Here is a 21,994-nt window from a genome sequence, read left to right as displayed (position 1 = left end):
CCGTCGAAGGGACACGCCGCATGGCCCGCACCGCTCTCGTCGTCCGCGGCGGCTGGGACGGGCACCATCCCGTCGAGGCCACCGACCTGTTCGTGCCGTTCCTGCATGAGAGCGGCTTCGAGGTCGCCATCGAGGACAGTCCCGAGGTGTACGCCGACGCGGAGCGCATGGCAGCGACCGACCTCGTGCTGCAGTGCGTCACGATGTCCGAGATCTCGGGGGAGGCGCTGCGGGGCCTGCGCGACGCCGTCGCCGCGGGCACGGGGCTCGCCGGCTGGCACGGGGGGATCGCCGACTCGTACCGCGCCAGCTCGGACTACCTGCAGCTGATCGGCGGTCAGTTCGCGACGCATCCGTCGAAGGCCCCCGGCGAGCTGCACGGCGACGAGACCGACAACTACCTCGACCACGTGATCGAGATCACCGACCTCGGACGCGAGCACGAGATCACCGCGGGCATCGACGACTTCGCGCTGCGCACCGAGCAGTACTGGGTGCTGCACGACGATCTCATCGACGTGCTCGCCACCACGACCCACCCGGTGCAGCCGCACCACCCCTGGCACCGGCCCATCGTGTCGCCCGCGGTGTGGACGCGGGAGTGGGGCGCCGGCCGCATCTTCGTCGCGACGCCCGGTCACAGCCTCGACGTGCTCCAGCACTCCGCCGTCCGCGCCATCATCGAGCGGGGGCTGCTGTGGGCGGCACGATGACGCGCGACACGGTGACGGACGTCGGCATCGTCGGACTGGGCGTCATCTCGGTCCAATACCTCGACACGCTCCTGGCCGCGCCGAGCGTGCGCATCGCCGCCGTCGCCGATCTGGATGCCGCCCGCGCCCGCGACGTGGCGGACCGCATCCCCGGGTGCCGTGCACTCACGACCGACGAACTGCTCGCCGATCCCGGCATCCGCGTCGTCCTGAACCTCACGATCCCGGCCGCGCATGCCGACGTGGCGCTGCGAGCGATCGCGCAAGGCAAGGACGTCTACGGAGAGAAGCCGCTGGCGGCGTCGCTCACGGACGCGAGGCGGATGACGGATGCCGCGGCAGCCGCCGGCGTCCGGCTCGGTTGCGCACCCGACACGGTGCTCGGCACCGGCGTGCAGACGGCGCGTGCGGCGATCGACGACGGCCTCATCGGACGGCCCGTGTCGGCCGCGGCGATGTGGGTCTCGCCCGGGCACGAGTCGTGGCATCCGAACCCCGACTTCTACTACCGTGCCGGCGGCGGCCCGCTGCTCGACATGGGCCCGTACTACGTCACCTCGCTCGTGCAGCTGCTCGGGCCGGTGCGGGCCGTCTCGGGCGCGGCGTCGCGGTCGCGCGATGTGCGCGTGATCCAATCCGGGCCGCGGGCCGGCGAGAGCGTCGGCGTAGAGGTCGACACGCACCTCACCGGCATCCTGCATCACGAGTCCGGTGCGATCTCGACGGTGACGATGAGCTTCGACGGCGTCGCCTCGACGGCGGCGCCCATCGAGGTGCACGGCGTCGAGGGGTCCCTGATCGTGCCCGACCCGAACCTCTTCGCCGGCGACGTGCGGCTGCACACTGCCGCAGCGCGAGGCAGCGGTGGCAAGTGGGAGTCGCTCGAGCCGTCCGCCGGGTACGTCGCCGCGGGGCGCGGCGTCGGACTCGTCGACTTCATCTCGGGCGCCGGCCGCGCGAGCGGCGAGATGGCTCTGCACGTGCTCGAGATCATGACGCTGCTGCAGCAGTCCGCCGTGTCGGCGGGCCAGGAGCCTCTCACGACCACCGTCACCCGACCCGACCTCGTGCCGCTCACTCCCGCCGCGGACTGGCGCACGGGCTGAGCGGCGTCCGCGCCCGGGCCAGCTCAGGTGTCACAACACGCGGAATCGATCTGCGCACCCCGCGTGTCGTGCCACGTGAAGGCGGGACGCCGGCAGGTGCGCCCGGCAGCTCGGGTGTCACAACACGCGGAATCGATCTGCGCACCCCGCGTGTCGTGCCACGTGAAGGCGGGACGCCGGCAGGTGCGCCCGGCAGCTCGGGTGTCACAACACGCGGAATTGATTTGCGCACCCCGCGTGTTGCGCCACGTGAAGGTGGGACCGGCGGTGCGCGGGGAAACTCAGGTGTCACAACACGCGGAATCGATCTGCGCACCCCGCGTGTCGTGGCACGTGAAGGCGGGACGCCGGCAGGTGCGCCCGGCAGCTCGGGTGTCACAACACGCGGAATTGATTTGCGCACCCCGCGTGTTGCGCCACGTGAAGGTGGGACCGGCGGTGCGCGGGGAAACTCAGGTGTCACAACACGCGGAATCGATCTGCGCACCCCGCGTGTCGTGCCACGTGAAGGCGGGACGCCGGCAGGTGCGCCCGGCAGCTCGGGTGTCACAACACGCGGAATCGATCTACGCACCCCGCGTGTCGTGCCACGTGAAGGCGGGACGCCGGCAGGTGCGCCCGGCAGCTCGGGTGTCACAACACGCGGAATCGATCTGCGCACCCCGCGTGTCGTGCCACGTGAACGCGAGACGCCGGCGGGACGGTCAGGCGGTCGGGTCGCGCAGCAGGTCGGCGAACGCGGCCTCGGCGGCGCCGATGAGCAGGCGATCCTCGGCGAGCGAGGCGACCCGGATCTCGAGGTCGTCGCCGGTCGCTGCCATCGACTGGGCGCGCACGAGGGCGGTGAGCCCGTCGAGATCGGAGTCCGCGATCGTCGCGAGGAACCCGCCGAGCACGACGACCGACGGGTTGAGCACGTTCACGGCGTTCGAGAGGGCGGTCGAGAGGATGCGGCGCTGCCGGCCCACCTCGTCGGCCGCGGCCGGACCGGCCTCCGCCAGGGCAGCGGCGAGCGTCGGCTCGTCGGCGGTGTGGAGCCCGACGGCCTCGAGAAGGCGCGCGCGGCTCACCTCGTCCTCGAGCACGCCGTGGTCGGCGCGGCGGTCGGCCTCGGCGGCGATGCCGGGGCGGTTCTGCCCGAACTCGCCGGCATAGCCGCCGGCGCCGGAGACCGGCATCCCGTGCACGACCAGGCCGCCGCCGATGCCGCTCGCGCCGCCGTTCAGGTACACCACGTGGTCGATGCCCTGCGCCGCGCCGAAGAGGTGCTCGGCCATCGTGCCGAGCGTCGCGTCGTTGCCCACCGCGGTGGGTAGGCCGGTCGCGTCGGCGACGAGGTCGCGCACGGGTGCGTCGATCCAGCGCAGGTGCGGGGCGTTGCGCACGAGTCCGTCCGCAGCCCGCACGAGCCCCGGGACGGCGAGTCCGACGGCGACGATGCGGGCGTCGGCGAGCGCGCCCTCGCGCCACTGCTCGATGCGCTCGGCGACGAGCTCCGCGGTCTCGTCGGGTGTCAGGAGGTGGTCGATCTCGATGCGCTCGCGCAGACGGATGCCGCGGTCGAGCCCCACCGCGGCGATCGTGAGCGCATCGACCTCGGGGTTGGCGGCGATGGCGACGACCGCGGGGTCGGCGACGACGACAGGGGAGGGACGGCCCACGCGCCGTGAGGGGTCGGGGGCCCGCTCGATGACGAGCCCTTCGCGGACGAGCTCGCCCACGAGGTCGGCGATCGTCGAGCGGTTGAGGCCCGTGGCCTCGGTGAGCGCTGCGCGCGACAGCGGGCCCTCGATGTGAACGAGGCGGAGAAGCCGGGCGAGATTGCGCTGGCGGACGCCTTCGGCGGGGGTCGGATCGCTCACGCGTCTCACTGTACGGGCTGGAGCGTGACCGAATCGGTATTTGTTGCTCTTGACCTCAAATCGCACGGCGTCGTACTCTGGCCACGTCCACATCACTTTCGACGTTGCAGTCGAAACTTTCGAGAGGTTCGAAGATGAACACACGCAGCAGGATGCGCGTCTTCGCCGGCATCGCCGCCGCAGGCATCGCGGCCGGCGCGCTCGCGGGATGCTCCGCGGGCGGGGGCGGCGAGGGCGGAGACGGCGACGAGGTCACGATCACGTGGTGGCACAACGCCACCAACGGTCCTCTCCCGGATGTCTGGGAAGAGGTCGCGGCCGAGTTCGAAGAGGCCAACCCGGGCATCAACGTCGAACAGACCGGGTACCAGAATGAGGAGCTGCAGCGCACCCTGATCCCTAACGCGCTGGCGGCGGGCGACCCGCCCGACCTCTTCCAGGTGTGGCCCGGCGGCGAGCTGCGCGACCAGGTCGAGAACGGCTATCTCATGGCGCTCGACGACGCCATCCCCGACACCATCGAGAGCGTCGGCGCCACGATCAACCCATGGCAGGTCGACGGCGCCACGTACGGCGTCCCGTTCACGTTCGGCATCGAGGGCTTCTGGTACAACAAGGACCAGTTCGCCGAGGCCGGCGTCGAGGTCCCGACCACCTTCGACGAGCTCGTCGACGCCGTCGGCGCGCTTCGCGAGGCCGGCTTCACCCCGATCGCCGTCGGCGCGGGCGACAACTGGCCGGCCGCGCACTGGTGGTACCAGTTCGCCCTCAAGTCGTGCTCGCCCGAGGCGCTCGCCGCGGCAGAGGCGGAGTACGACTTCAGCGATCCGTGCTTCGTCGAGGCGGGTGAGCAGCTGCAGGAGTTCCTCGGGGTCGAGCCGTTCCAGGACGGCTTCCTCGGCACCCCGGCGCAGCAGGGCGCCGGCAGCTCGGCCGGCATGGTGGCGAACGGCCAGGCGGCCATGGAGCTCATGGGGCACTGGAACGCCGGCACGATCGGCGGTCTCACGCCCGACCAGCAGGTGCCCGAGTTCCTCGGCTGGTTCCCGGTCCCCGGGATCGAGGGGGCCGACGGCGACCCGACCGCCGCTCTCGGAGGCGGCGACGGGTTCGGCTGCTCGGCCGAGGCCCCGCCGGAGTGCGCCGACCTGCTGGCCTACATCATGAGCGAGGACGTCCAGAAGAAGTTCGCCGAGAGCGGCTCGGGCATCCCGACCGTGCCGGCCGCCCAGGCGTCGCTCGAGGACCCGAACCTCAAGTCCGTCGCCGAGGGCCTCGCCGCGGCATCCTTCGTGCAGCTGTGGTTCGACACGGCGTTCGGCACCACCGTCGGCAACGCGATGAACGAGGGGATCGTCAACCTCTTCGCAGGCACCGGCACGCCCGAGGACATCGTCACGAAGATGCAGGACGCGGCAGCGACGCTGTAGGCCCATGACGATGCTCACCACGCCCGGGCCCGCGATCACCGCGGGCCCGGGCCCTGCTCCCGCTCCGCGCGCGCCGCGCGGTCAGGCACGCAAGCGCCTGGAGATCCTTCTGTTCGTCACCCCTGCGCTGGTGCTGTTCCTCGGCTTCGTGATCCTGCCGGTGATCCTCGCCGGGGTGTACAGCTTCTACAACCTGCCGCCGGGCTTCCAATGGCAGGACCTGGCCGAGTCCGGCCGCTTCATCGGGCTCGACAACTACGTCCGCGCGCTCACGACACCCGAGTTCCAGCGTGCGATCGGCAACACGTTCTTCATCCTCGTGATGTCGCTGCTCGTGCAGGGACCCATCGCGATCGGCGTCGCGCTGCTGCTGAACCGCCGCATCCGCGGACGCAGCGTTTTCCGGCTCCTCATCTTCGTGCCGTACGTGCTCGCCGAGGTCATCGCCGGACTCGCCTGGCGCCTCATCCTCCAGCCGAACGGTGCGGTGAACGCCACACTCGAGGCGATGGGCCTCGGCGACCTCGCGCGCAACTGGCTCGCCGACCCCGGCATCGCGCTGTGGACGATCTTCCTGATCCTCACGTGGAAGTACGTCGGCTTCGCCATCCTGCTGTTCCTCGCGGGCCTCCAGGGCATCCCCGACGAGCTCGCCGAGGCGGCTCAGATCGACGGCGCGAGCTGGTGGCAGGTGCAGCGGCACATCACGATCCCACTGCTCGGTCCCACGATCCGCATCTGGGCGTTCCTGTCGATCATCGGCTCGCTGCAGGTGTTCGACATGGTGTGGGTCACCGTCGCACCCGCGGTGCGGCGCATCTCGACGGAGACGATGGCGACCTACATGGTGCAGCAGGGCCAGTTCGCGGGCCAGCCGGGCTACGGCAGCGCCATCGCGGTCATCCTGTTCCTCATCTCGCTCGTCATCGCCCTGGTCTACCAGCGCTTCGCGCTGCGCCGCGACCTGGCAGGGGCCATCACCAGGCCGGGTGCCGGCAGAGCCCGCCGCGCCAAGAAGGGAGGCGAGTGACATGACCGCCACCACCACGATCGTCACCGGGGCGCCGCGCGAAGCCGCGCCCGCCGGGCGCCGGTTCGACTGGGGACAGCCGTTCGTCTACCTCGTGGCGCTCGTCGTCGCCGCTGTCGCCATCGGGCCCGTGCTCTACGTGTTCGTGAGCGGCTTCCGCACGACGGCCGACCTCAACGCCGACCCCGCCGGGCTTCCCGACCCCTGGACGTTCCAGAACTGGGCCAACGTGCTCGGCTCCGCTCGGTTCTGGGGCAACGTGTTCGCGAGCACCGTGCTCGCGGTCGCCACGACGGCCGGCGTCGTCATCGCGGGCATCATGGCCGCGTTCGTGCTCGCCCGCTACGACTTCCGCGGGCGGCAGGGTCTGTACACGCTGTTCGCCGCGGGGCTGATGTTCCCCCTCACCGTCGCCGCGCTGCCGCTCACGCTGCTGCTGCGCACGATGGGACTCCACGGCACCTACCTCGGCGTGATCATCCCGGGCATCGCGTTCGCGCTGCCCACGACGATCATCATCCTGGTGCCGTTCCTGCGTGCCATCCCCGACGAGCTCGAGGAGGCCGCCATGATCGACGGTGCCACGCGCATCGGGTTCTTCTGGCGCATCCTGCTCCCGCTGGCGAAGCCCGGTCTCATCACCGTCGGCATCCTCGCGTTCGTCGCGAGCTGGAACGGCTACCTGCTGCCGCTCCTGGTGATCTCGACCGGCACGCTGCCGCAGGAGCTGTGGCCGCTGCCGCTCGGAGTCACCCAGTTCTCGACGCAGTACTCGCAGGACACCGGCGGCGTGCTCGCCTACACGTCGCTGGCCATGATCCCCGCCCTGGTGTTCTTCCTCCTCGCCGAGAAGCGCATCGTCGGCGGGCTGACGGGGGCGGTGAAGGGATGACCGTGGACGAGACGGTCGCAACGGTGGCGACGGATGTCGACGAACTCATCGGCCGGATGAGCCTCGAGGAGAAGATCGCCCAGCTGTACGGCGTGTGGGTCGGAGCCGACGACGCCGGCGGCGATGTCGCTCCGCACCAGCACGACATGGATCAGCACCTCGACTTCGACGAGCTGATCCCGCAAGGTCTCGGCCAGTTGACGCGGCCGTTCGGGACGCGGCCCATCGACCCCGCCATGGGTGCGCTCAGCCTCATGCGCACGCAGCAGCGGATCCGCGAGGCATCCTGTCACGGCATCCCGGCCGTCGCGCACGAAGAGTGCCTCGCGGGATTCGCGGCGTGGGGCGCCACGGCGTACCCCGTGCCGCTCGGGTGGGGCGCCACGTTCGACCCCGCGCTCGTCGGCGAGATGGCGCGCCGCATCGGCGACGACATGCGCTCGGTCGGCATCCACCAGGGCCTCGCCCCTGTCCTCGACGTCGTGCGCGACCTGCGCTGGGGCCGGGTCGAAGAGACCATCGGCGAGGACCCGCACCTCGTCGCCACGATCGCGACGGCGTACGTCCAGGGCCTCGAGTCGGCAGGGATCGTCGCGACGCTCAAGCACTTCGTCGGCTACTCCGCGTCGAAAGCGGGGCGCAACCTCGCGCCGGTGTCGATCGGCGCGCGGGAGCTCAACGACGTGCTGCTCCCGCCGTTCGAGATGGCGGTGCGGGACGGCGGCGTGCGCAGCGTCATGAACTCCTACTCCGACATCGACGGCATTCCGACCGCCGCCGACCGGAGCCTGCTCACCGAGCTGCTGCGCGACGAGTGGGGCTTCGAGGGCACGGTCGTCGCCGACTACTTCTCCGTCGCGTTCCTCAAGCTGCTGCACGGCGTGGCGGAGACGTGGGCGGATGCTGCGGGCCAGGCGCTCGCGGCGGGCATCGATGTCGAGCTGCCCACCGTCAACACGTTCGGCGAGCCGCTGCTGCGCGCCGTCGAGGGCGGCGTGATCGCCGAGAGCCTCATCGACACCGCGCTGCGGCGCGTGCTGATGCAGAAGGCCGAGCTCGGTCTGCTGGACGCCGACTGGTCGGCGGTGCCGTCGGCGCTGGAAGGCCGCGATCTGTCGGACCCCGAGGCCCTGCGCGGCACGATCGATCTGGATCCCCCCGCGAACCGTGCGCTCGCGGCGCGGATCGCCGAGGAGGCGGTGGTGCTCGTCCGCAACGACGGCGCGCTCCCGCTCACGGCGCCGGGCCGGATCGCCGTGATCGGCCCGAACGCCGACGACCAGTACGCCATGCTCGGCTGCTACTCGTTCCCGACGCACGTGGTGACGCAGCACCCGGGCGTCGCGATGGGCATCCGCATCCCGACGCTGCTCGAGGCCCTGCGCGACGAATTCCCCTCGGCCGCGGTCACGCACGCCGCCGGCACGACCGTCGACGGCGGCGAGACCGACGGCATCGCGGCTGCCGTCGCCGCGGCGCAGGGTGCCGACGTCGCGGTGCTCGTTCTCGGCGACCGCGCCGGACTGTTCGGGCGCGGCACGAGCGGCGAGGGATGCGACGCCGAGTCGCTCGCCCTGCCCGGTGCCCAGCAGCAGCTGCTCGACGCGGTGCTCGCGACCGGGACCCCCGTGATCGTCGTCATGCTCGCCGGACGCCCGTACGCCCTCGGCGCCGCCGCGGGGACGGCATCCGGCATCGTCCAGGCGTTCTTCGCCGGCGAGGAGGGCGCGCCCGCCGTCGCCGGCGTGCTTTCCGGGCGGGTGAACCCGTCCGGCCGCCTGCCGGTCGGCATCCCCGCCTCCGCGGGCGCGCAGCCGGGCACTTACCTCGCCGCGCCGCTCGCACAGCGCACCGAGGTCTCGAACGTCGATCCGGGAGCCGCCTTCCCGTTCGGCCACGGCCTGTCGTACACGACGTTCGAGTGGACGCCGCTCGAGGGCGACGCGTCGACCGTGTCCGTCGACGGCACCGTGACGCTGCGGCTGCGTGTGAGCAACACGGGCGATCGTGCCGGCGCCGACGTCGTGCAGCTGTACCTGCGCGATCCGGTCGCGAGTGTCGTGCAGCCCGTGCAGCGACTGATCGGCTACGCGCGGGTCGAACTCGAGGCCGGGGCATCCGCCGACGTGTCGTTCGCCGTGAGCGCTGACCTCGCGGCGTTCACCGGCCGCGACGGCGTGCGCATCGTCGAGCCCGGCGACCTCGTGCTGAGCGCCGGACGCTCGAGCGGTGACCTGGCTTCGTCGTGGACGGTGACCCTCAGCGGCACGCCGCGACCCGTCGGCCGCGACCGCGCACTGCGCCCCGAGGTGATCGTCCGCAGCTGACACCCGTAGCGGGCGGCGGCATCCGTCGTCTCGACGGCTGGAGCTCGGTGGGTCAGTCCTCGAGGTGACCGAGGTCGGGCTGGGCGACGAAGCGGGCGCGATCCGGTGCTCCGGTCAGATCCAGCACGACGAGCCGGTTGCCCGTGGCCTGAACGACGGGCCCGGGCACGTAGAGCGTGCGCTGCGGTCCGCGAGACCAGAAGCGTCCGAGGCAGAAGTCGTTGAGCCACGCGACGCCCTTGCCCCAGCCGCGCGTGCTGAGCAGCAGATCGCCGGAGGCGCCCGCGGGCAGGTCGAACTCGGCGAGGGCGAAGGCCGGCCCGGCGGCTGCGGCGTCGTCCGCGGCGGCGAGCAGGTCTTCGATCGGCCCGATCGAACCCAGCGGGACGGGCGCGATGGTCCATCCCTCGAGCGAGGCGCCATCGAGCGAGACCGTGCCGATGAGCCCCTTGGGCTCGCCGAGCCGGGGGCCGTAGTTCACGCGGCCCAGGTCCTCGACGAGCAGGCGCAGCTCCCCGGGAGGACCGGCAGGCAGGGTCACGGTCGTGTCGTGGTGATCGCGTGCCAGCACGCCGACCTGCGCACCGTCGACGAACACGAGCGCCCGGTCGCGTACCTCGCCGATGTCCAGTCGCACCGGACGCGGCCGCTCCGGCAGCGGGCATGAGTACACCGCGAAGCCGTTCTCCTGCCCGATCTCGTCGAGGGTGACCGGCGCGGACGTCGGTGCGCCTGCGGGAGTCAGGGTGACGGCATCCCACAGCCCGACGCTCCGCGTGAACGCGGCCTCGGCCTCGCTGAACGAGGCCGGTGCCGGCAGCGGGTCGGGCAGGTCGCCGGTGTGGCGGCGCAGCACGTCGCGGAACGCGTGGTACTTCGCGGTCGGGTTGCCGGCCTCGTCGAGCGGGGCGTCGTAGTCGTAGGAGGTCACGATCGAGCGGTAGACGCCCTTGTCGTTCGCGCCATTGGTGAAGCCGAAGTTCGTGCCGCCGTGGAACATGTAGATGTTCACCGAGGCGCCCGCGGCGAGCAGCTTCTCGAGATCGGCTGCCGCGCGCTCGGCGGACGTGGTGTGGTGGTGCTCGCCCCAGTGGTCGAACCAGCCGATCCAGAACTCGGTGCACATGAGGGGCCCGGTCGGCTGGTGCCGGCGAAGGGTCTCGAGCCGTTCGGCGACGTTGCCGCCGAACGAGCCCGTCTTGTGCAGCCCGGGGCGGCTGCCCGCCCGGAGCATCTCGTCGGTCGGCTGGTCTACCGTGATGAAGGGCACGGTGATCCCGATCCGCCGGGTGGCCTCCACGAGGTGGTCCAGGTACTCCGGATCGTCGCCGTACGCGCCGAACTCGTTCTCGATCTGCACCAGCACGATCGGACCGCCGCGGTCGATCTGACGCGGGGCGAGCACCGGGCCGAGCGCGTCGAGGAACTCGTCGACGGCCGCCAGGTATGCGGCATCCGATCGGCGGATCCCGGCGGGGGCATCGCCGAAGAGCCAGGCCGGCAGCCCGCCGCCGGCCCACTCGGCGCAGATGTACGGCCCGGGGCGCACGATCGCATGCATGCCGGCTTCGGCGATGAGGTCGAGGTAGCGACCGAGGTCGAGCCCGCCGTCGAGGCGGAACTCCCCGCGCCGCGGCGCGTGGGCGTTCCACGCGACGTACGTCTCGATGGTGTTCAGGCCCATCGCCTTCGCCTGCGCGATGCGGTGCGCCCACTGATCCGGGTGCACGCGGAAGTAGTGCATCGCGCCTGACAGGATGCGGTGGGGCCGGCCGTCCAGCAGGAAGTCGGTCTCGCCGATCTCGAAGGTCGCCACGGGGCTGGGCTCTCTCTCACTCAGGGATGGGGACGGATGCCTCGACCCATCCTTGCGGGGATCGCCGGGCCTGCCGAATCCGCGTGGTCGCGACGGGAGTCAGCCGGTGAACGCGGCGGTGCTGCCGCGCACCACGAGGTGCGTCGCGAGGTCCATGCGCAGCGTGTCGACGGCGGCGCCATCAGCGAGCCGGAGAGCGAGGCGCGTGGCCTCCTCGCCCATGCGCCGCAGCGGCTGGTGCACCGTGGTCAGCTGCGGGCTCATCCAGCGCGAGAGCGCGATGTCGTCGTAGCCGACGACCGAGAGGTCGTCGGGCACGCGGAGCCCGGCCGCGGCGCCGGCCGCGATCGCGCCGAGGGCCTGCAGGTCGCTGCCGGCGAAGATCGCGGTCGGCGGATCGGGCAGGGCGAGCAGCTCGCGCGCGTGGCGCTCGCCGCCCCCGGGGTGGAAGTCGCCGAAACGGATGAGGTCGGGATCGATCGGGATGCCGGCCGCGTTCATCGCCGACCGGTAACCGTCGACGCGGGCGAGCGAGCACATCATGTCCTCCGGCCCGGTGATCGCCGCGATACGGCGGTGGCCGAGCTCGATCAGGTGGCGCGTCGCCATGAGCCCGCCCGACCAGTTCGCCGAGCCGACCGACGGGACGTCGGGGGAGGGGTCGCCCGCGGGGTCGACGATGACGAACGGGATGCCGCGCGAGCGGAGCTTCTCGCGGAAGCGCTCGGCGATGTCCGAGAACACCAGCACGACCCCGACGGGCCGCCGCCGCAGCACGCCGTCGATCCAGTCGGCCGACGGTGCGTGGCGGTCGCCGCTCACGGTGAGGACGACCGACAGGCCGGCCGCGTGCGCGACGTCCTCGACACCCTCGATGACCTCCATCGACCAGCTGGGCTCGAGCTCGTGGAACACCAGCTCGACGAACTCGTTGCGCTGACGGACGCCGCGGCGGGTGTAGCCGTGGCGGGCGAGGTGCTCCTCGAGGCGGGCGCGCGTCGCGGGCGCGACGTCGGTGCGACCGTTGAGGACCTTGGACATGGTCGCCAGCGACACGCCGGCCTCGGCGGCGATCTCGGCCAGGGTGATGCGCGGAGTGTCGCTCATGCAGGAATGCTACTCCTCGAAACTCTCGGGATCCGACGCGAAACTCGTGTGATCACGGGTTGGACGTGGCGTCCGTCATGGTATAGGTTGTCTTCAACAACATTTACCGCAAAGGAGCGTCATGCCCACTCCAACCCTGGCCGACAAGTTCTCGTTCGGTCTCTGGACCGTCGGCTACAACGGCACCGACCCCTTCGGCGGGCCGACCCGCAACGCCCTCGACGTCGTGCACGTCGTCGAGAAGCTCGCCGAGCTCGGCGCGTACGGCCTCACCTTCCACGACGACGACCTGTTCGCCTTCGGCTCGAGCGATGCCGAGCGCCAGAACCAGATCGACCGCCTCAAGGGCGCGCTCGCCGACACCGGCCTCATCGTGCCGATGGTGACGACCAACCTCTTCTCGGCCCCCGTGTTCAAGGACGGCGGCTTCACGGCGAACGACCGCGACGTGCGCCGCTACGCGCTGCGCAAGGTGTTCCGCCAGCTCGACCTCGGCGCCGAGCTCGGCGCCAAGACCTTCGTCATGTGGGGCGGGCGCGAGGGTGCCGAGTACGACTCGGCCAAGGACATCCGCGCGGCGCTCGAGCGCTACCGCGAGGCCGTGAACCTGCTCGGCGACTATGTCACCGACAAGGGCTACGACATCCGCTTCGCGATCGAGCCGAAGCCCAACGAGCCGCGCGGAGACATCCTGCTGCCGACCCTGGGTCACGCGATCGCGTTCATCGACTCGCTCGAGCGCCCCGAGCTGGTGGGTCTGAACCCCGAAGTCGGCCACGAGCAGATGGCTGGCCTGAACTTCGCCGCCGGCATCGCGCAGGCGCTGTACCACGGCAAGCTCTTCCACATCGACCTCAACGGCCAGCGCGGCATCAAGTACGACCAGGACCTCGTGTTCGGGCACGGCGACCTGCACAACGCGTTCGCCCTCGTCGACCTGCTCGAGAACGGCGGCCCCGGCGGTGTGCCGGCGTACGACGGCCCGCGTCACTTCGACTACAAGCCCTCGCGCACCGAGGACGAGAAGGGCGTGTGGGAGTCGGCCGCCGCGAACATGCGCACCTACCTGCTGCTCAAGGAGCGCGCCGCGGCCTTCCGCGCCGACCCCGAGGTGCAGGAGGCCCTTGCTGCGGCGAAGGTCGACGAGCTGTCGGTGCCGACGCTGAACCCGGGCGAGACCTACGACGACTTCCTCGCCGACCGCTCGGCCTACGAGGACTTCGACCCGAGCGCCTACTTCGGCGGCAAGGGCGGCGGGTTCGTCCGCCTGCAGCAGCTCGCGACCGAGCACCTGCTCGGCGCTCGCGGCTGAGGCGTCCGGCCGGCCGAAGCCTGTCAGCCCCCGCCCCCACCTGTTCACTTGCCCTGAACGTACGCGATTCGCCCCGGGCGACGTACACCCAGGGCAAGTGAACCGGTGGGGCGAGGTCGTGAAGAAGGAGCAACGATGGCACTGGTGATGGGTGTCGACTCGTCGACGCAGTCCTGCAAGGTCGTGGTCGTCGACGCCGCCACCGCGTCGGTCGTGCGGGAGGGGCGCGCGTCGCACCCTGACGGCACATCGGTCGACCCGAACGCTTGGTGGGACGCGCTGCAGAGCGCGATCGCCGGGGCGGGCGGCCTCGAGGGCGTCGAGGCGTGGGCGATCGGCGGGCAGCAGCACGGCATGGTCGCGCTCGACGCCGGTGGGCGCGTCATCCGCGATGCTCTGCTGTGGAACGACACGCGGTCGGCGGATGCCGCGGCCGACCTCACGCGCGAGTTCGGCGCCGTCGAGCTCGCACGGCGCACGGGGCTCGTGCCCGTGGCATCCTTCACCATCACCAAGCTGCGGTGGCTGCGCGACCACGAGCCCGACAACGCGGCGCGCGTGGCCGCGGTCGCGCTGCCGCACGACTGGCTCACCTGGCGCCTGCGCGGGTTCGGGCCCGATGGCGAGTCGCCGCGCGGACCCGTGCTCGACGAGCTCGTGACCGACCGGTCCGACGCGTCGGGAACGGGCTACTGGAACCCCGCCACCGGCGGCTACGACCGCGAGCTGCTCGTCGCCGCTCTCGGGCACGACGCGGTGCTGCCGCGCGTGCTCGGCCCCGACGAGTGGGTGACCGATGCCGAGGGCCGGCGTGTCGGACCGGGCGCCGGCGACAATGCGGGCGCGGCGCTCGGGCTCGGGGCGCGACCGGGCGACGTCGTGGTGTCGATCGGCACCAGCGGCACCGTGTTCGCGGTGAGTGAGGAGCGCACGATCGACCCCTCGGGCACCGTCGCGGGCTTCGCGGACTGCACCGGGCGTTTCCTGCCACTGGTCGCGACCCTCAACGCCGCACGCGTGCTCGACGCGATCGCGCGGGTGCTGGGAGTCGACCACGCCGAGCTGTCGCGGCTCGCGCTCACGGCCGAGCCCGGCGCCGGCGGACTCGCGCTCGTCCCCTACTTCGAGGGCGAGCGCACGCCGAACCTTCCCGACGCGACCGCCTCGCTCACCGGCATGACGCTCGCCTCGACCACGCGTGAGAATCTCGCGCGCGCCGCGGTGGAGGGCATGCTCTCGGGACTCGCGGCGGGGCTCGAGGCGCTGCGCGCGCTCGGAGTCCCGCTCGAGCGAGCGCTGCTCATCGGCGGCGGTGCGCAGTCCGAGGCGGTGCGCGAGATCGCGCCGCTCGTCCTCGGACTCGAGGTCGCGGTGCCCGAGCCAGGGGAGTACGTGGCGCTCGGCGCCGCGCGACAGGCGGCTGCGGTGCTGCGGGCCTAGGCCTGGATCGCGGCACTGTCGAGAAAACAGGAAGAACGGGCCTCCCGCTCGGATCTGCCGCCGCTGCGTCGGCGTGTCTCCTGAATCTCCGACGACATCGCCCAGAACCGGGCGTGCCGGAGCGCAAGAATGGGGGGATGCCGCAGGCCGACGCAGACGCCGAGCTCGACGCGATCGCCGCCGAGCTGTACGCCCTGCCTCCCGCCGACTTCACGGCCGCGCGCAACGCACGGGCCGGGGCATCCGGCGGCCCGCTGGCGAAGCGGGTCAAGACCCTGCGCAAGCCCTCCGTCGCGGCGTGGGCGGTGAACCTGCTCGCCAGAGACGGGCAGCTCGGCGAGGCCCTCGAGCTGTCGGCGGCGCTGCGCGAAGCGCAGGACGACCTCGACGCCGCCGAGATGTCGCGGCTCGGACGCCAGCGCCGGCAGCTCGTCGCGGCGCTCGCGAAGCAGGCCGCGGACCTCGCGAAGGACGCAGGTGTCGACGTCGGCGCGGCGGCGCGCGAAGACGTCGAGAAGACCATCAACGCCGCGGTGATGGATGCCGCGGCCGCCGCCGCCGTCATGACCGGGCGTCTCGTCAAGCCGCTGGAGGCCGGCGACATCGAGCCCGAGGCGCTGGCCGACGCGGTCGGCGGCTCGGTCCCGGGCGTGGTGACGCCGCCGCCCCGCGACGACCTCGCCGAGCGCCGCGCGCGCAGGGACGCCGAGAAGGCGGCGCGGGAGGCGGAGCGCCTCGCGAACGAGGCCGAGCGGGCACTCGCCCGCATCGAGGACCGTCGCACGAAGGCGCAGGAGCGCGCCGACCACCTCGCTGAGCGCATCGACGATCTGCGCCGCGACCTCGCCCGCCTCGAGGAGGAGGCCGCGGCCGCGGACGACAAGCTCGACGCGATCGAGCGCGAGCGCGCCGAGGCGGCGAAGACGGCGAAGGATGCCGCGCGCGAGGCCGATCGCGCGCAGCGCGTGCTCGACGAGCTGTGAACCGAGCCACAGCTCCGCCTGAACCGTCGGTCACGTCCGACCGGACCGTGGGCCGGCGCGACGACGGAGGCCGGGGCCCGGGCGGAGTCGTGACACGCCGCGCGCGTCAGGGACGGGCATCCGGTCTTCACAGGACTCTCGTAGCCGCTCTGCCTAGCGTGGAGCACATGGCCACCCCCGCGCCCCTCGTGCCCGTGACCACCCCCGATGACGATGCCGAGATCACGGTGTCGCCCGCGGAGCTCCGCGAGATGCGCGACGGTCTGCAGCGGTTCCTCATGGAGTACCGGTTCGGTCTGCAGGAGATCGAGACCAAGATCGGGATCCTGCGCGACGAGTTCCTGCTCACGCACGACTACAACCCCATCGAGCACGTGTCGAGCCGTGTGAAGTCACCCGACAGCCTGGTCGAGAAGGTGCAGCGCAAGGGGATCGATCCCGACTTCGGCTCGATCCGGCGCCGCATCACCGACATCGCGGGCGTGCGCATCACGTGCAGCTTCGTGGCCGACGTCTACCGCCTGTTCGATCTGCTGACCGAGCAGGACGACGTGCGGCTCATCCAGGTGAAGGACTACATCGCCGCGCCCAAGCCGAACGGGTACAAGAGCCTGCACGCGATCGTCGAGGTGCCGGTGTTCCTGTCGACGGGGCGCATCGAGGTGCCCGTCGAGGTGCAGTTCCGCACCATCGCGATGGATTTCTGGGCGAGCCTCGAGCACAAGATCTACTACAAGTACGCGACGCGCGTGCCCGACGAGCTGCTCGAAAGCCTCAAGGACGCCGCCGAGACCGCGGCCGAGCTCGACGAGCGCATGGAGCGGCTGCACGGTGAAATCAGGGGCGGCGGCGCCAGGGAGATCAGGAGCCGCGCAATGGGCGACGTCGCGGGCGGGTCGCGTGTGATCCGCGGCCGCGAGACCGAGCCGCGCACGGGCAGCCAGGGCGCCGCGCCGCGCGCGCTCACGTCGGGCGCGGCGCAGCCTGCTTCGCCGACGGATGCCGTACCCCCGGCCGCGGGGCCGGTCTGAGCCTGCGCGGGTGACCGCCGTCAGCTCGCGAGGACGGCGGCTGCGCTCGTGACGTACTCGTCGACGTCGCGCGGACCGAAGATCGCGGAGTTCGAGACGTAGCCCTGCGCCAGCGCGGCGATGGTGCGGGCGTGCCGGGAGGCGAGCGCGGCGGCGTCGACCTCCGCGTCGTCGCCGGAGGCGGCCTCCTGGACCGCCCATGGCGTGATGGCCGCCGTCAGCGAGTCGCGCAGGCGTGCGGCGGTCCGCAGCATCTCGGCGTGGAGATCGGCCTGCACCATCGCCTCTCCCCAGAACTGCACGACGAGTGACGGCGGCAGCCCGGTCTCGGCGAACACGGAGAGCATTCCGCGAAGGGCCTCACGGGGCGGCACGATCTCGCCGCGTGCGGCCGCGGTCTCGAGCGCGTCGATGCGCGGGAGCAGGAACCGTCCGACGACGTACCGTGCGAGTTCGGCCTTGTTGGAGAAGTGGGAGTAGATCGCGCCGGTAGACAGCCCCGACTCTTCGACGATGTCGGCGATCGAGGTGTCCCTCACCCCTTTTCGCTCCAGGCACCGCAGCGCCGCACGCGCGATCTCGTCGCGACGTGCCTCCCGGTACTCCTCCGACACTCTGGGCATGGAAACAGAATAGCGATTCTGTTATTCTCCAAAACAGAATCAACATTCTCTTTTAGGAGGTCGCCATGGACACCCTTCGCGAGGCCCCGTCGCGTTCCGCCGTCCCGCCGACCCGCTGGCGGTTCGCGGTCCTGTTCGGTCTCGCCGGCGCACTGATCGTCGCCGTGATCGTCATGGCGTTCGTGTGGCCGGCCGCGACATCGCAGCCGCAGAACCTGCCCGTCGGCATCGACGGGCCCGCGGATGCCGTATCCGCCGTCGAGGGAGTGCTCGCCGAACAGGACCCCGAGCCCTTCGTGCTGCACGATGTCGACTCGCGTGAGGCCGCGGTGTCGCGGATCGAGTCGCGAGAGCTGTACGGCGCGATCCTCCTCGGGGAGAAGCCCGAGGTGCTCATCGCCACGGCGGCGAGCCCGGTTGCGGCGCAGGCGCTGCGCGGCGTCGCGACCCAGCTCCAGCTGCAGATCGACCAGCGGGCCCAGGCTGCGCTCACCGACCAGCTCAGCGCGATCATGACCGCGCTGCAGGCGGGCCAGCAACCGCAGCTGCCCGACGGCGCGGCGCCCGGCGACGTTCCCGGGATCCCGCAGGTGGCGGTCACCGACCTCGTGCCGCTCGCCGAGGGTGACGCGACGGGCGCCGGGCTCGCGGCATCCGTCTTCCCCCTCGTCCTGAGCGGGATGCTCGGCGGCATCCTGCTGAGCCTGCTCGTCCAGGGTGTCGTGCGGCGCCTGATCGGCCTGGTCGTGTTCGGCGCGGCCGCGGGCGCGCTCATCACCCTCGTCATGCAGACGTGGTTCGGCATCCTGCAGGGCGACTGGCTGCTCAACGCCACGGTCATCGGCCTCAGCGTGTCGGCGACCGCCGCGCTCGTGATCGGGCTGGCGTCCGTGATGGGGCCGCCCGGGATCGGCGTGGCGGCCCTCATCACGCTCCTGATCGCGAACCCCATCGCGGCCGCCGCGGCGCCGCCGCAGTTCCTGCCGGAGCCGTGGGGCGCGATCGGACAGTGGTTCGTGCCCGGGGCGTCGGCAAATCTGCTGCGGTCCGTGATGTACTTCCCGGATGCCGCGACCGCGACGCAGTGGGTGGTGCTGGGCGCGTGGCTGGTCGCGGGCGTCGTGCTCGCCCTCATCGGCCACCGTCGCAGCCGCGCCGAGCTCACGCCTCCCGCGGAGCAGCTGGAGGCGGTCGGGGGCTGACCGGACGCGACCGCGGCGGGGGCGCTACGGTCGGCAGTGATGGCGACGCGACCGACACGATCCCGCGTGGACGGCACGCAGCCCGCGGTCTCCGTGCGGGCTGCGTCCCGCGCGCGGCTCAGGCGGCGAGGAGCCCGGTTCGCGGCGGGCTTCGTCGCCGCGACTCTCGCCCTGTTCGGCGGCGTCGTCGCCGCGGAGGAGTGGCGCGTGATCGGCGACCTCCTCGAACGTCCCGGGATCGACGCCTTCTATGAGCAGCCCGTCGGAGCCGCCGAGGGCGAACCCGGCACCCTCGTGAAACTCGACCCGCTGCTGGGCGCGCCCTTCGCAAGTCGCGCATGGCGTCTGATGTACCGCACGACCGACGTGCACGGCGACCCGGTCGTCGCGACCGGCGTGCTCGTGGCCCCGCTGACGCCCGCACCGCCCCAGGGACGGACGGTCGTCTCGTGGGGGCACCCGACCACCGGTGCCGCGCGCTCGTGCGCGCCGTCGTACGGGTTCGATCCGTTCCTCGGGATCGAGGGACTGCGCTTCCTGCTCGATCGTGGCTACGCCGTCGTGGCGACGGACTACGTCGGCATGGGCACGGACGGCCCGGACTCGTATCTCGTCGGCGCAACGGGCGGCAACGCCGTCCTCGACGCGGCGCGTGCCGCGCGCGCGGCGCCGGAGGCGGGAGCGACCGATCGGGTGGTGCTGTGGGGGCACTCCCAAGGAGGCCAGGCGGCGCTGTTCGCCGCGGAGCGAGCGAGCGAATATGCGCCGGAGCTGTCGATCGTCGCGGTCGCGGCAGCTGCGCCCGCGGCCGACCTGCCCGGACTCATGAGCGCACACCTCGACGACATCTCGGGCGTCACGATCGGCGCGTACGCCTTCACCGCGTATGCCGAGGTATACCCGGACGCGCCGCTCGACGGCATCCTGACACCCGCCGCCCTCGAGCTCGTGCCGCGGATGAACGAGCTCTGCCTGTTGTCGCACCTCCCCGAGCTGCACCGCATCGGGGAGCCGCTCATCGGCGACTTCACGACCGCGGATCCCACCACCGCTGAGCCGTGGGCGTCGCTGTTCGAAGAGAACTCGGCCGGCGGGGTGGCCTTCGATGCGCCGCTGTTCCTCGCGCAGGGGCTGGACGACGAGCTCGTCGTGCCCGGCGACACCGAGCGGTTCGCCCGTCACGAGGCATCCCTCGGAATCGCGGTGACCTTGAACGAGATCCCCTTCGCTGATCACGGAACCGTCGCGTACCTGGCATTGCCGGCCCTGCTTCGCTGGCTCGACCGAGTGGAGGCCGAGCGCTCGCGAACGCCGCCGTGAAACCGCGCGATCTGCACGACGGCGCGTCAGACCGGCGTCGCTAGTCTGATCGCGTGGAAGACCCCCAACCGCTGATGCTGCTGCTGATCCCGCTCCTCGCCGTGCTCGCGCCCCTGCTCGCCCGGGGCCTCGGCCGGTGGGTGCGCATCCCGGTGGTGGTGTTCGAGCTGGTGCTCGGCATCCTGATCGGTCCTGCGGTTCTGGGCTGGGCGCAGGAGCACGCCTTCATCGAGACGCTGTCGGAGTTCGGGCTGGCGCTGCTGTTCTTCGTCGCGGGCACCGAGATCCAGTTCGGGTCGTTCCGGGGACGCCTGGGGCGGCGGGCTTCGCTCGGCTGGCTCATCAGCCTCATCGCGGGGGTCGCGGCAGGATTCCTGCTCGCCCCGGGTGAGGCGGCGGTCGTGATCGGCGTCGCGCTGTGCTCGACGGCGCTGGGAACTCTGCTGCCGATCCTGAGGGATGCCGGCGAGCTGCGCACGCCGTTCGGCCAGGCGGTCGCAGCGGTCGGCGCCGTGGGCGAGTTCGGTCCGCTGATCGCGATCTCGCTCTTCCTCGGTGGGCGGGAGCTCGGCCTTGCCACCCTGGTGCTCGTCGCCTTCGTCGCGATCGCCGGGCTCGCGATCTGGCTCGCGTTCAAGGTTCCGCGCGGCGCGATGCACCGCTTCGTGAACGCGACGCTGCACACGTCCGGGCAGTTCGCGATCCGCGTGGTGTTCCTGACTCTGTGCTCGCTCATCGCGCTGAGCATCGTGCTCGACCTCGACATGCTGCTCGGCGCCTTCGCGGCCGGCGTGATCTGGCGCCTCCTCATGCGCGATGCGTCCGAGCACGACCGCGAGGCGGTCGAGAGCAAGATCGAGGGCGTCGCGTTCGGCTTCCTGGTGCCGGTCTTCTTCATCTACACCGGCGTCACCTTCGACCTTCAGTCCCTGCTCGACCAGCCGACGCTGTTCCTGCTGCTGCCGGTCGGGCTCCTCGCGCTGCTCGTGGTGCGAGGCATCCCGTCGATGCTGGCCGTGCCCGAAGGATCTTCGCGCCGCGAGCGGCTCTCGATGGCGCTGCTCGGCGCCACCGGCCTGCCCATCATCGTGGCGGTCACGGCGATCGGCGTCGACGAGGGCATCCTGTCGTCATCGCAGCAGGCCGTGCTCGTCGCGACGGGCATGCTGTCCGTGCTGCTGTTCCCGCTCCTGGGCATGACGCTGCGGGGCGACAAGGTGCGGGCGAGCGAATCGTTGCAGGACGACATGGCATGAGCACACGGGAGCTGCTCGATGCCGCACGCGAGCGGCTGCGCGAGGCTCCCCGTGAATCGCTCGGTGAGCTCGTCGAACCGCGCCGCATCCTCGGCGTCGCCCGCGCGCCCCGCATCGTGCGCCGAGGAGACGCCTGGCATCTCGGCGTGCTGCTGCTCGCCGACGATGCGGTGCTCGCCACAGGAGACATCGTGCGCGCCCGGCAGGAGGCGCGCCGCGGGTACACGGCCGAGTCGCAGCGACGCCGCGCCGAGCTCGCCGCAGCCGCGCGTCGCGGCGGATTCGCGGAAGGCGAGACCGTCCACATCGGCTGGCGGATGCTGGATCCCGACGCCGTCGATCGGGGCGAGGCATCCGGCCCTCTCTCGCTCGTCGACGGCGTCGTGAGCGTCCGCTGGAGCGCCGCGGGAGGATTCATGCCGCTCGAGCGGTACCTCGACGAGCGGATCCGGCTGCTTCTCGAGCCGCCACCGGGCGCCTGACGCGCCGGAGCGCTTAGGGCGCGAGCGTGCCCGTGTCAAGCCGCTGCATGCCCGGAGCCGGC

General features: G+C 71.7%; 17 protein-coding genes and 1 pseudogene. 14 read left to right on the top strand and 4 right to left on the bottom strand.

What is annotated here, in order from left to right; all coding sequences use genetic code 11:
- Positions 1-20 precede the first annotated feature (20 nt).
- Positions 21-713 carry a ThuA domain-containing protein gene (locus tag AC3ANN_RS14390; RefSeq protein WP_488338068.1) on the top strand — a complete coding sequence of 231 codons (693 nt, stop codon included), beginning with the start codon at positions 21-23 and terminating at the stop codon, positions 711-713.
- Positions 710-1,819, top strand: a complete 1,110-nt coding sequence (locus tag AC3ANN_RS14385; RefSeq protein WP_488338067.1) for a Gfo/Idh/MocA family protein — start codon at positions 710-712, stop codon at positions 1,817-1,819. Before AC3ANN_RS14390 ends, AC3ANN_RS14385 begins: the two co-directional genes overlap by 4 nt.
- A 704-nt stretch (positions 1,820-2,523) precedes the next feature.
- Here the strand turns inward: AC3ANN_RS14385 and AC3ANN_RS14380 are convergent.
- Entirely contained in the window at positions 2,524-3,681 is a 1,158-nt protein-coding gene (locus AC3ANN_RS14380) for an ROK family protein (protein ID WP_488338066.1), read from the bottom strand.
- Between the two features lie 134 nt (positions 3,682-3,815).
- Here AC3ANN_RS14380 and AC3ANN_RS14375 point away from each other — a divergent pair, with 134 nt between their 5' ends.
- Genes AC3ANN_RS14375 through AC3ANN_RS14360 form a run of 4 tightly spaced genes read left to right on the top strand, consistent with a single transcriptional unit; the run spans position 3,816 to position 9,360 of the window.
- A complete protein-coding gene (locus tag AC3ANN_RS14375; protein ID WP_488338065.1) occupies positions 3,816-5,111 on the top strand; it encodes an ABC transporter substrate-binding protein in 1,296 nt (431 codons plus the stop codon).
- 4 nt (positions 5,112-5,115) lie between these two features.
- Positions 5,116-6,141, top strand: a complete 1,026-nt coding sequence (locus AC3ANN_RS14370) for a carbohydrate ABC transporter permease (protein ID WP_488338064.1) — start codon at positions 5,116-5,118, stop codon at positions 6,139-6,141.
- Between the two features lies 1 nt (position 6,142).
- The gene (locus tag AC3ANN_RS14365) at positions 6,143-7,033 is read left to right on the top strand and encodes a carbohydrate ABC transporter permease (RefSeq protein ID WP_488338063.1); all 891 of its coding nucleotides are present in this window, start codon (positions 6,143-6,145) and stop codon (positions 7,031-7,033) included.
- 2 nt (positions 7,034-7,035) lie between these two features.
- On the top strand, positions 7,036-9,360 hold the full coding sequence (locus AC3ANN_RS14360; protein WP_488338062.1) for a beta-xylosidase/alpha-l-arabinosidase: 2,325 nt from the start codon (positions 7,036-7,038) through the stop codon (positions 9,358-9,360).
- Positions 9,361-9,412: 52 nt separating this feature from the next.
- Here the strand turns inward: AC3ANN_RS14360 and AC3ANN_RS14355 are convergent, their stop codons facing one another.
- Positions 9,413-11,176, bottom strand: coding sequence for a glycoside hydrolase family 35 protein (locus AC3ANN_RS14355; RefSeq protein ID WP_488338061.1), 1,764 nt, complete (start codon positions 11,174-11,176; stop codon positions 9,413-9,415).
- A 99-nt stretch (positions 11,177-11,275) separates the two neighbouring features.
- Positions 11,276-12,283: a LacI family DNA-binding transcriptional regulator gene (locus AC3ANN_RS14350; protein ID WP_488338060.1), complete on the bottom strand. Its 1,008-nt coding sequence runs from the start codon at positions 12,281-12,283 to the stop codon at positions 11,276-11,278.
- A gap of 121 nt (positions 12,284-12,404) precedes the next feature.
- On the opposite strand from AC3ANN_RS14350, the gene xylA reads away from it, so the two are divergent.
- The 4 genes and pseudogenes from xylA to AC3ANN_RS14330 form a co-directional block, all read left to right on the top strand.
- Positions 12,405-13,595, top strand: coding sequence for a xylose isomerase (gene xylA / locus AC3ANN_RS14345; protein WP_488338059.1), 1,191 nt, complete (start codon positions 12,405-12,407; stop codon positions 13,593-13,595).
- 135 nt (positions 13,596-13,730) lie between these two features.
- Positions 13,731-15,035, top strand: coding sequence for a xylulokinase (xylB, locus tag AC3ANN_RS14340; protein WP_488338058.1), 1,305 nt, complete (start codon positions 13,731-13,733; stop codon positions 15,033-15,035).
- A gap of 137 nt (positions 15,036-15,172) precedes the next feature.
- A complete protein-coding gene (locus AC3ANN_RS14335) occupies positions 15,173-16,018 on the top strand; it encodes a transposase (RefSeq protein ID WP_488338057.1) in 846 nt (281 codons plus the stop codon).
- A 167-nt stretch (positions 16,019-16,185) separates the two neighbouring features.
- Positions 16,186-16,881: pseudogene (locus AC3ANN_RS14330) on the top strand (GTP pyrophosphokinase); the annotation flags it as partial.
- Between the two features lie 188 nt (positions 16,882-17,069).
- On the opposite strand, the gene AC3ANN_RS14325 reads toward AC3ANN_RS14330, so the two are convergent.
- On the bottom strand, positions 17,070-17,672 hold the full coding sequence (locus AC3ANN_RS14325; RefSeq protein ID WP_488338056.1) for a TetR/AcrR family transcriptional regulator: 603 nt from the start codon (positions 17,670-17,672) through the stop codon (positions 17,070-17,072).
- Between the two features lie 65 nt (positions 17,673-17,737).
- On the opposite strand from AC3ANN_RS14325, the gene AC3ANN_RS14320 reads away from it, so the two are divergent.
- The 4 genes from AC3ANN_RS14320 to AC3ANN_RS14305 all read left to right on the top strand — a co-directional run bounded on the left by AC3ANN_RS14320 (position 17,738) and on the right by AC3ANN_RS14305 (position 21,932).
- Complete coding sequence (locus AC3ANN_RS14320) at positions 17,738-18,874, top strand: hypothetical protein (protein ID WP_488338055.1); 1,137 nt, start codon at positions 17,738-17,740, stop codon at positions 18,872-18,874.
- A 66-nt stretch (positions 18,875-18,940) separates the two neighbouring features.
- Positions 18,941-20,194 (top strand): alpha/beta fold hydrolase, encoded by a 1,254-nt coding sequence (locus AC3ANN_RS14315; protein WP_488338054.1) that lies wholly within the window; start codon positions 18,941-18,943, stop codon positions 20,192-20,194.
- 53 nt (positions 20,195-20,247) lie between these two features.
- On the top strand, positions 20,248-21,450 hold the full coding sequence (locus tag AC3ANN_RS14310; protein ID WP_488338053.1) for a cation:proton antiporter: 1,203 nt from the start codon (positions 20,248-20,250) through the stop codon (positions 21,448-21,450).
- The gene (locus AC3ANN_RS14305) at positions 21,447-21,932 is read left to right on the top strand and encodes a glutaminase (protein ID WP_488338052.1); all 486 of its coding nucleotides are present in this window, start codon (positions 21,447-21,449) and stop codon (positions 21,930-21,932) included. Before AC3ANN_RS14310 ends, AC3ANN_RS14305 begins: the two co-directional genes overlap by 4 nt.
- The last annotated feature ends 62 nt before the right edge of the window (positions 21,933-21,994 follow it).

It is taken from the genome of Microbacterium sp. STRO-2N (genome assembly GCF_057747775.1).
The sequence above is the reverse complement of the archived record's forward strand: the minus strand, read 5'-3'. Positions and strand labels throughout refer to the sequence as shown.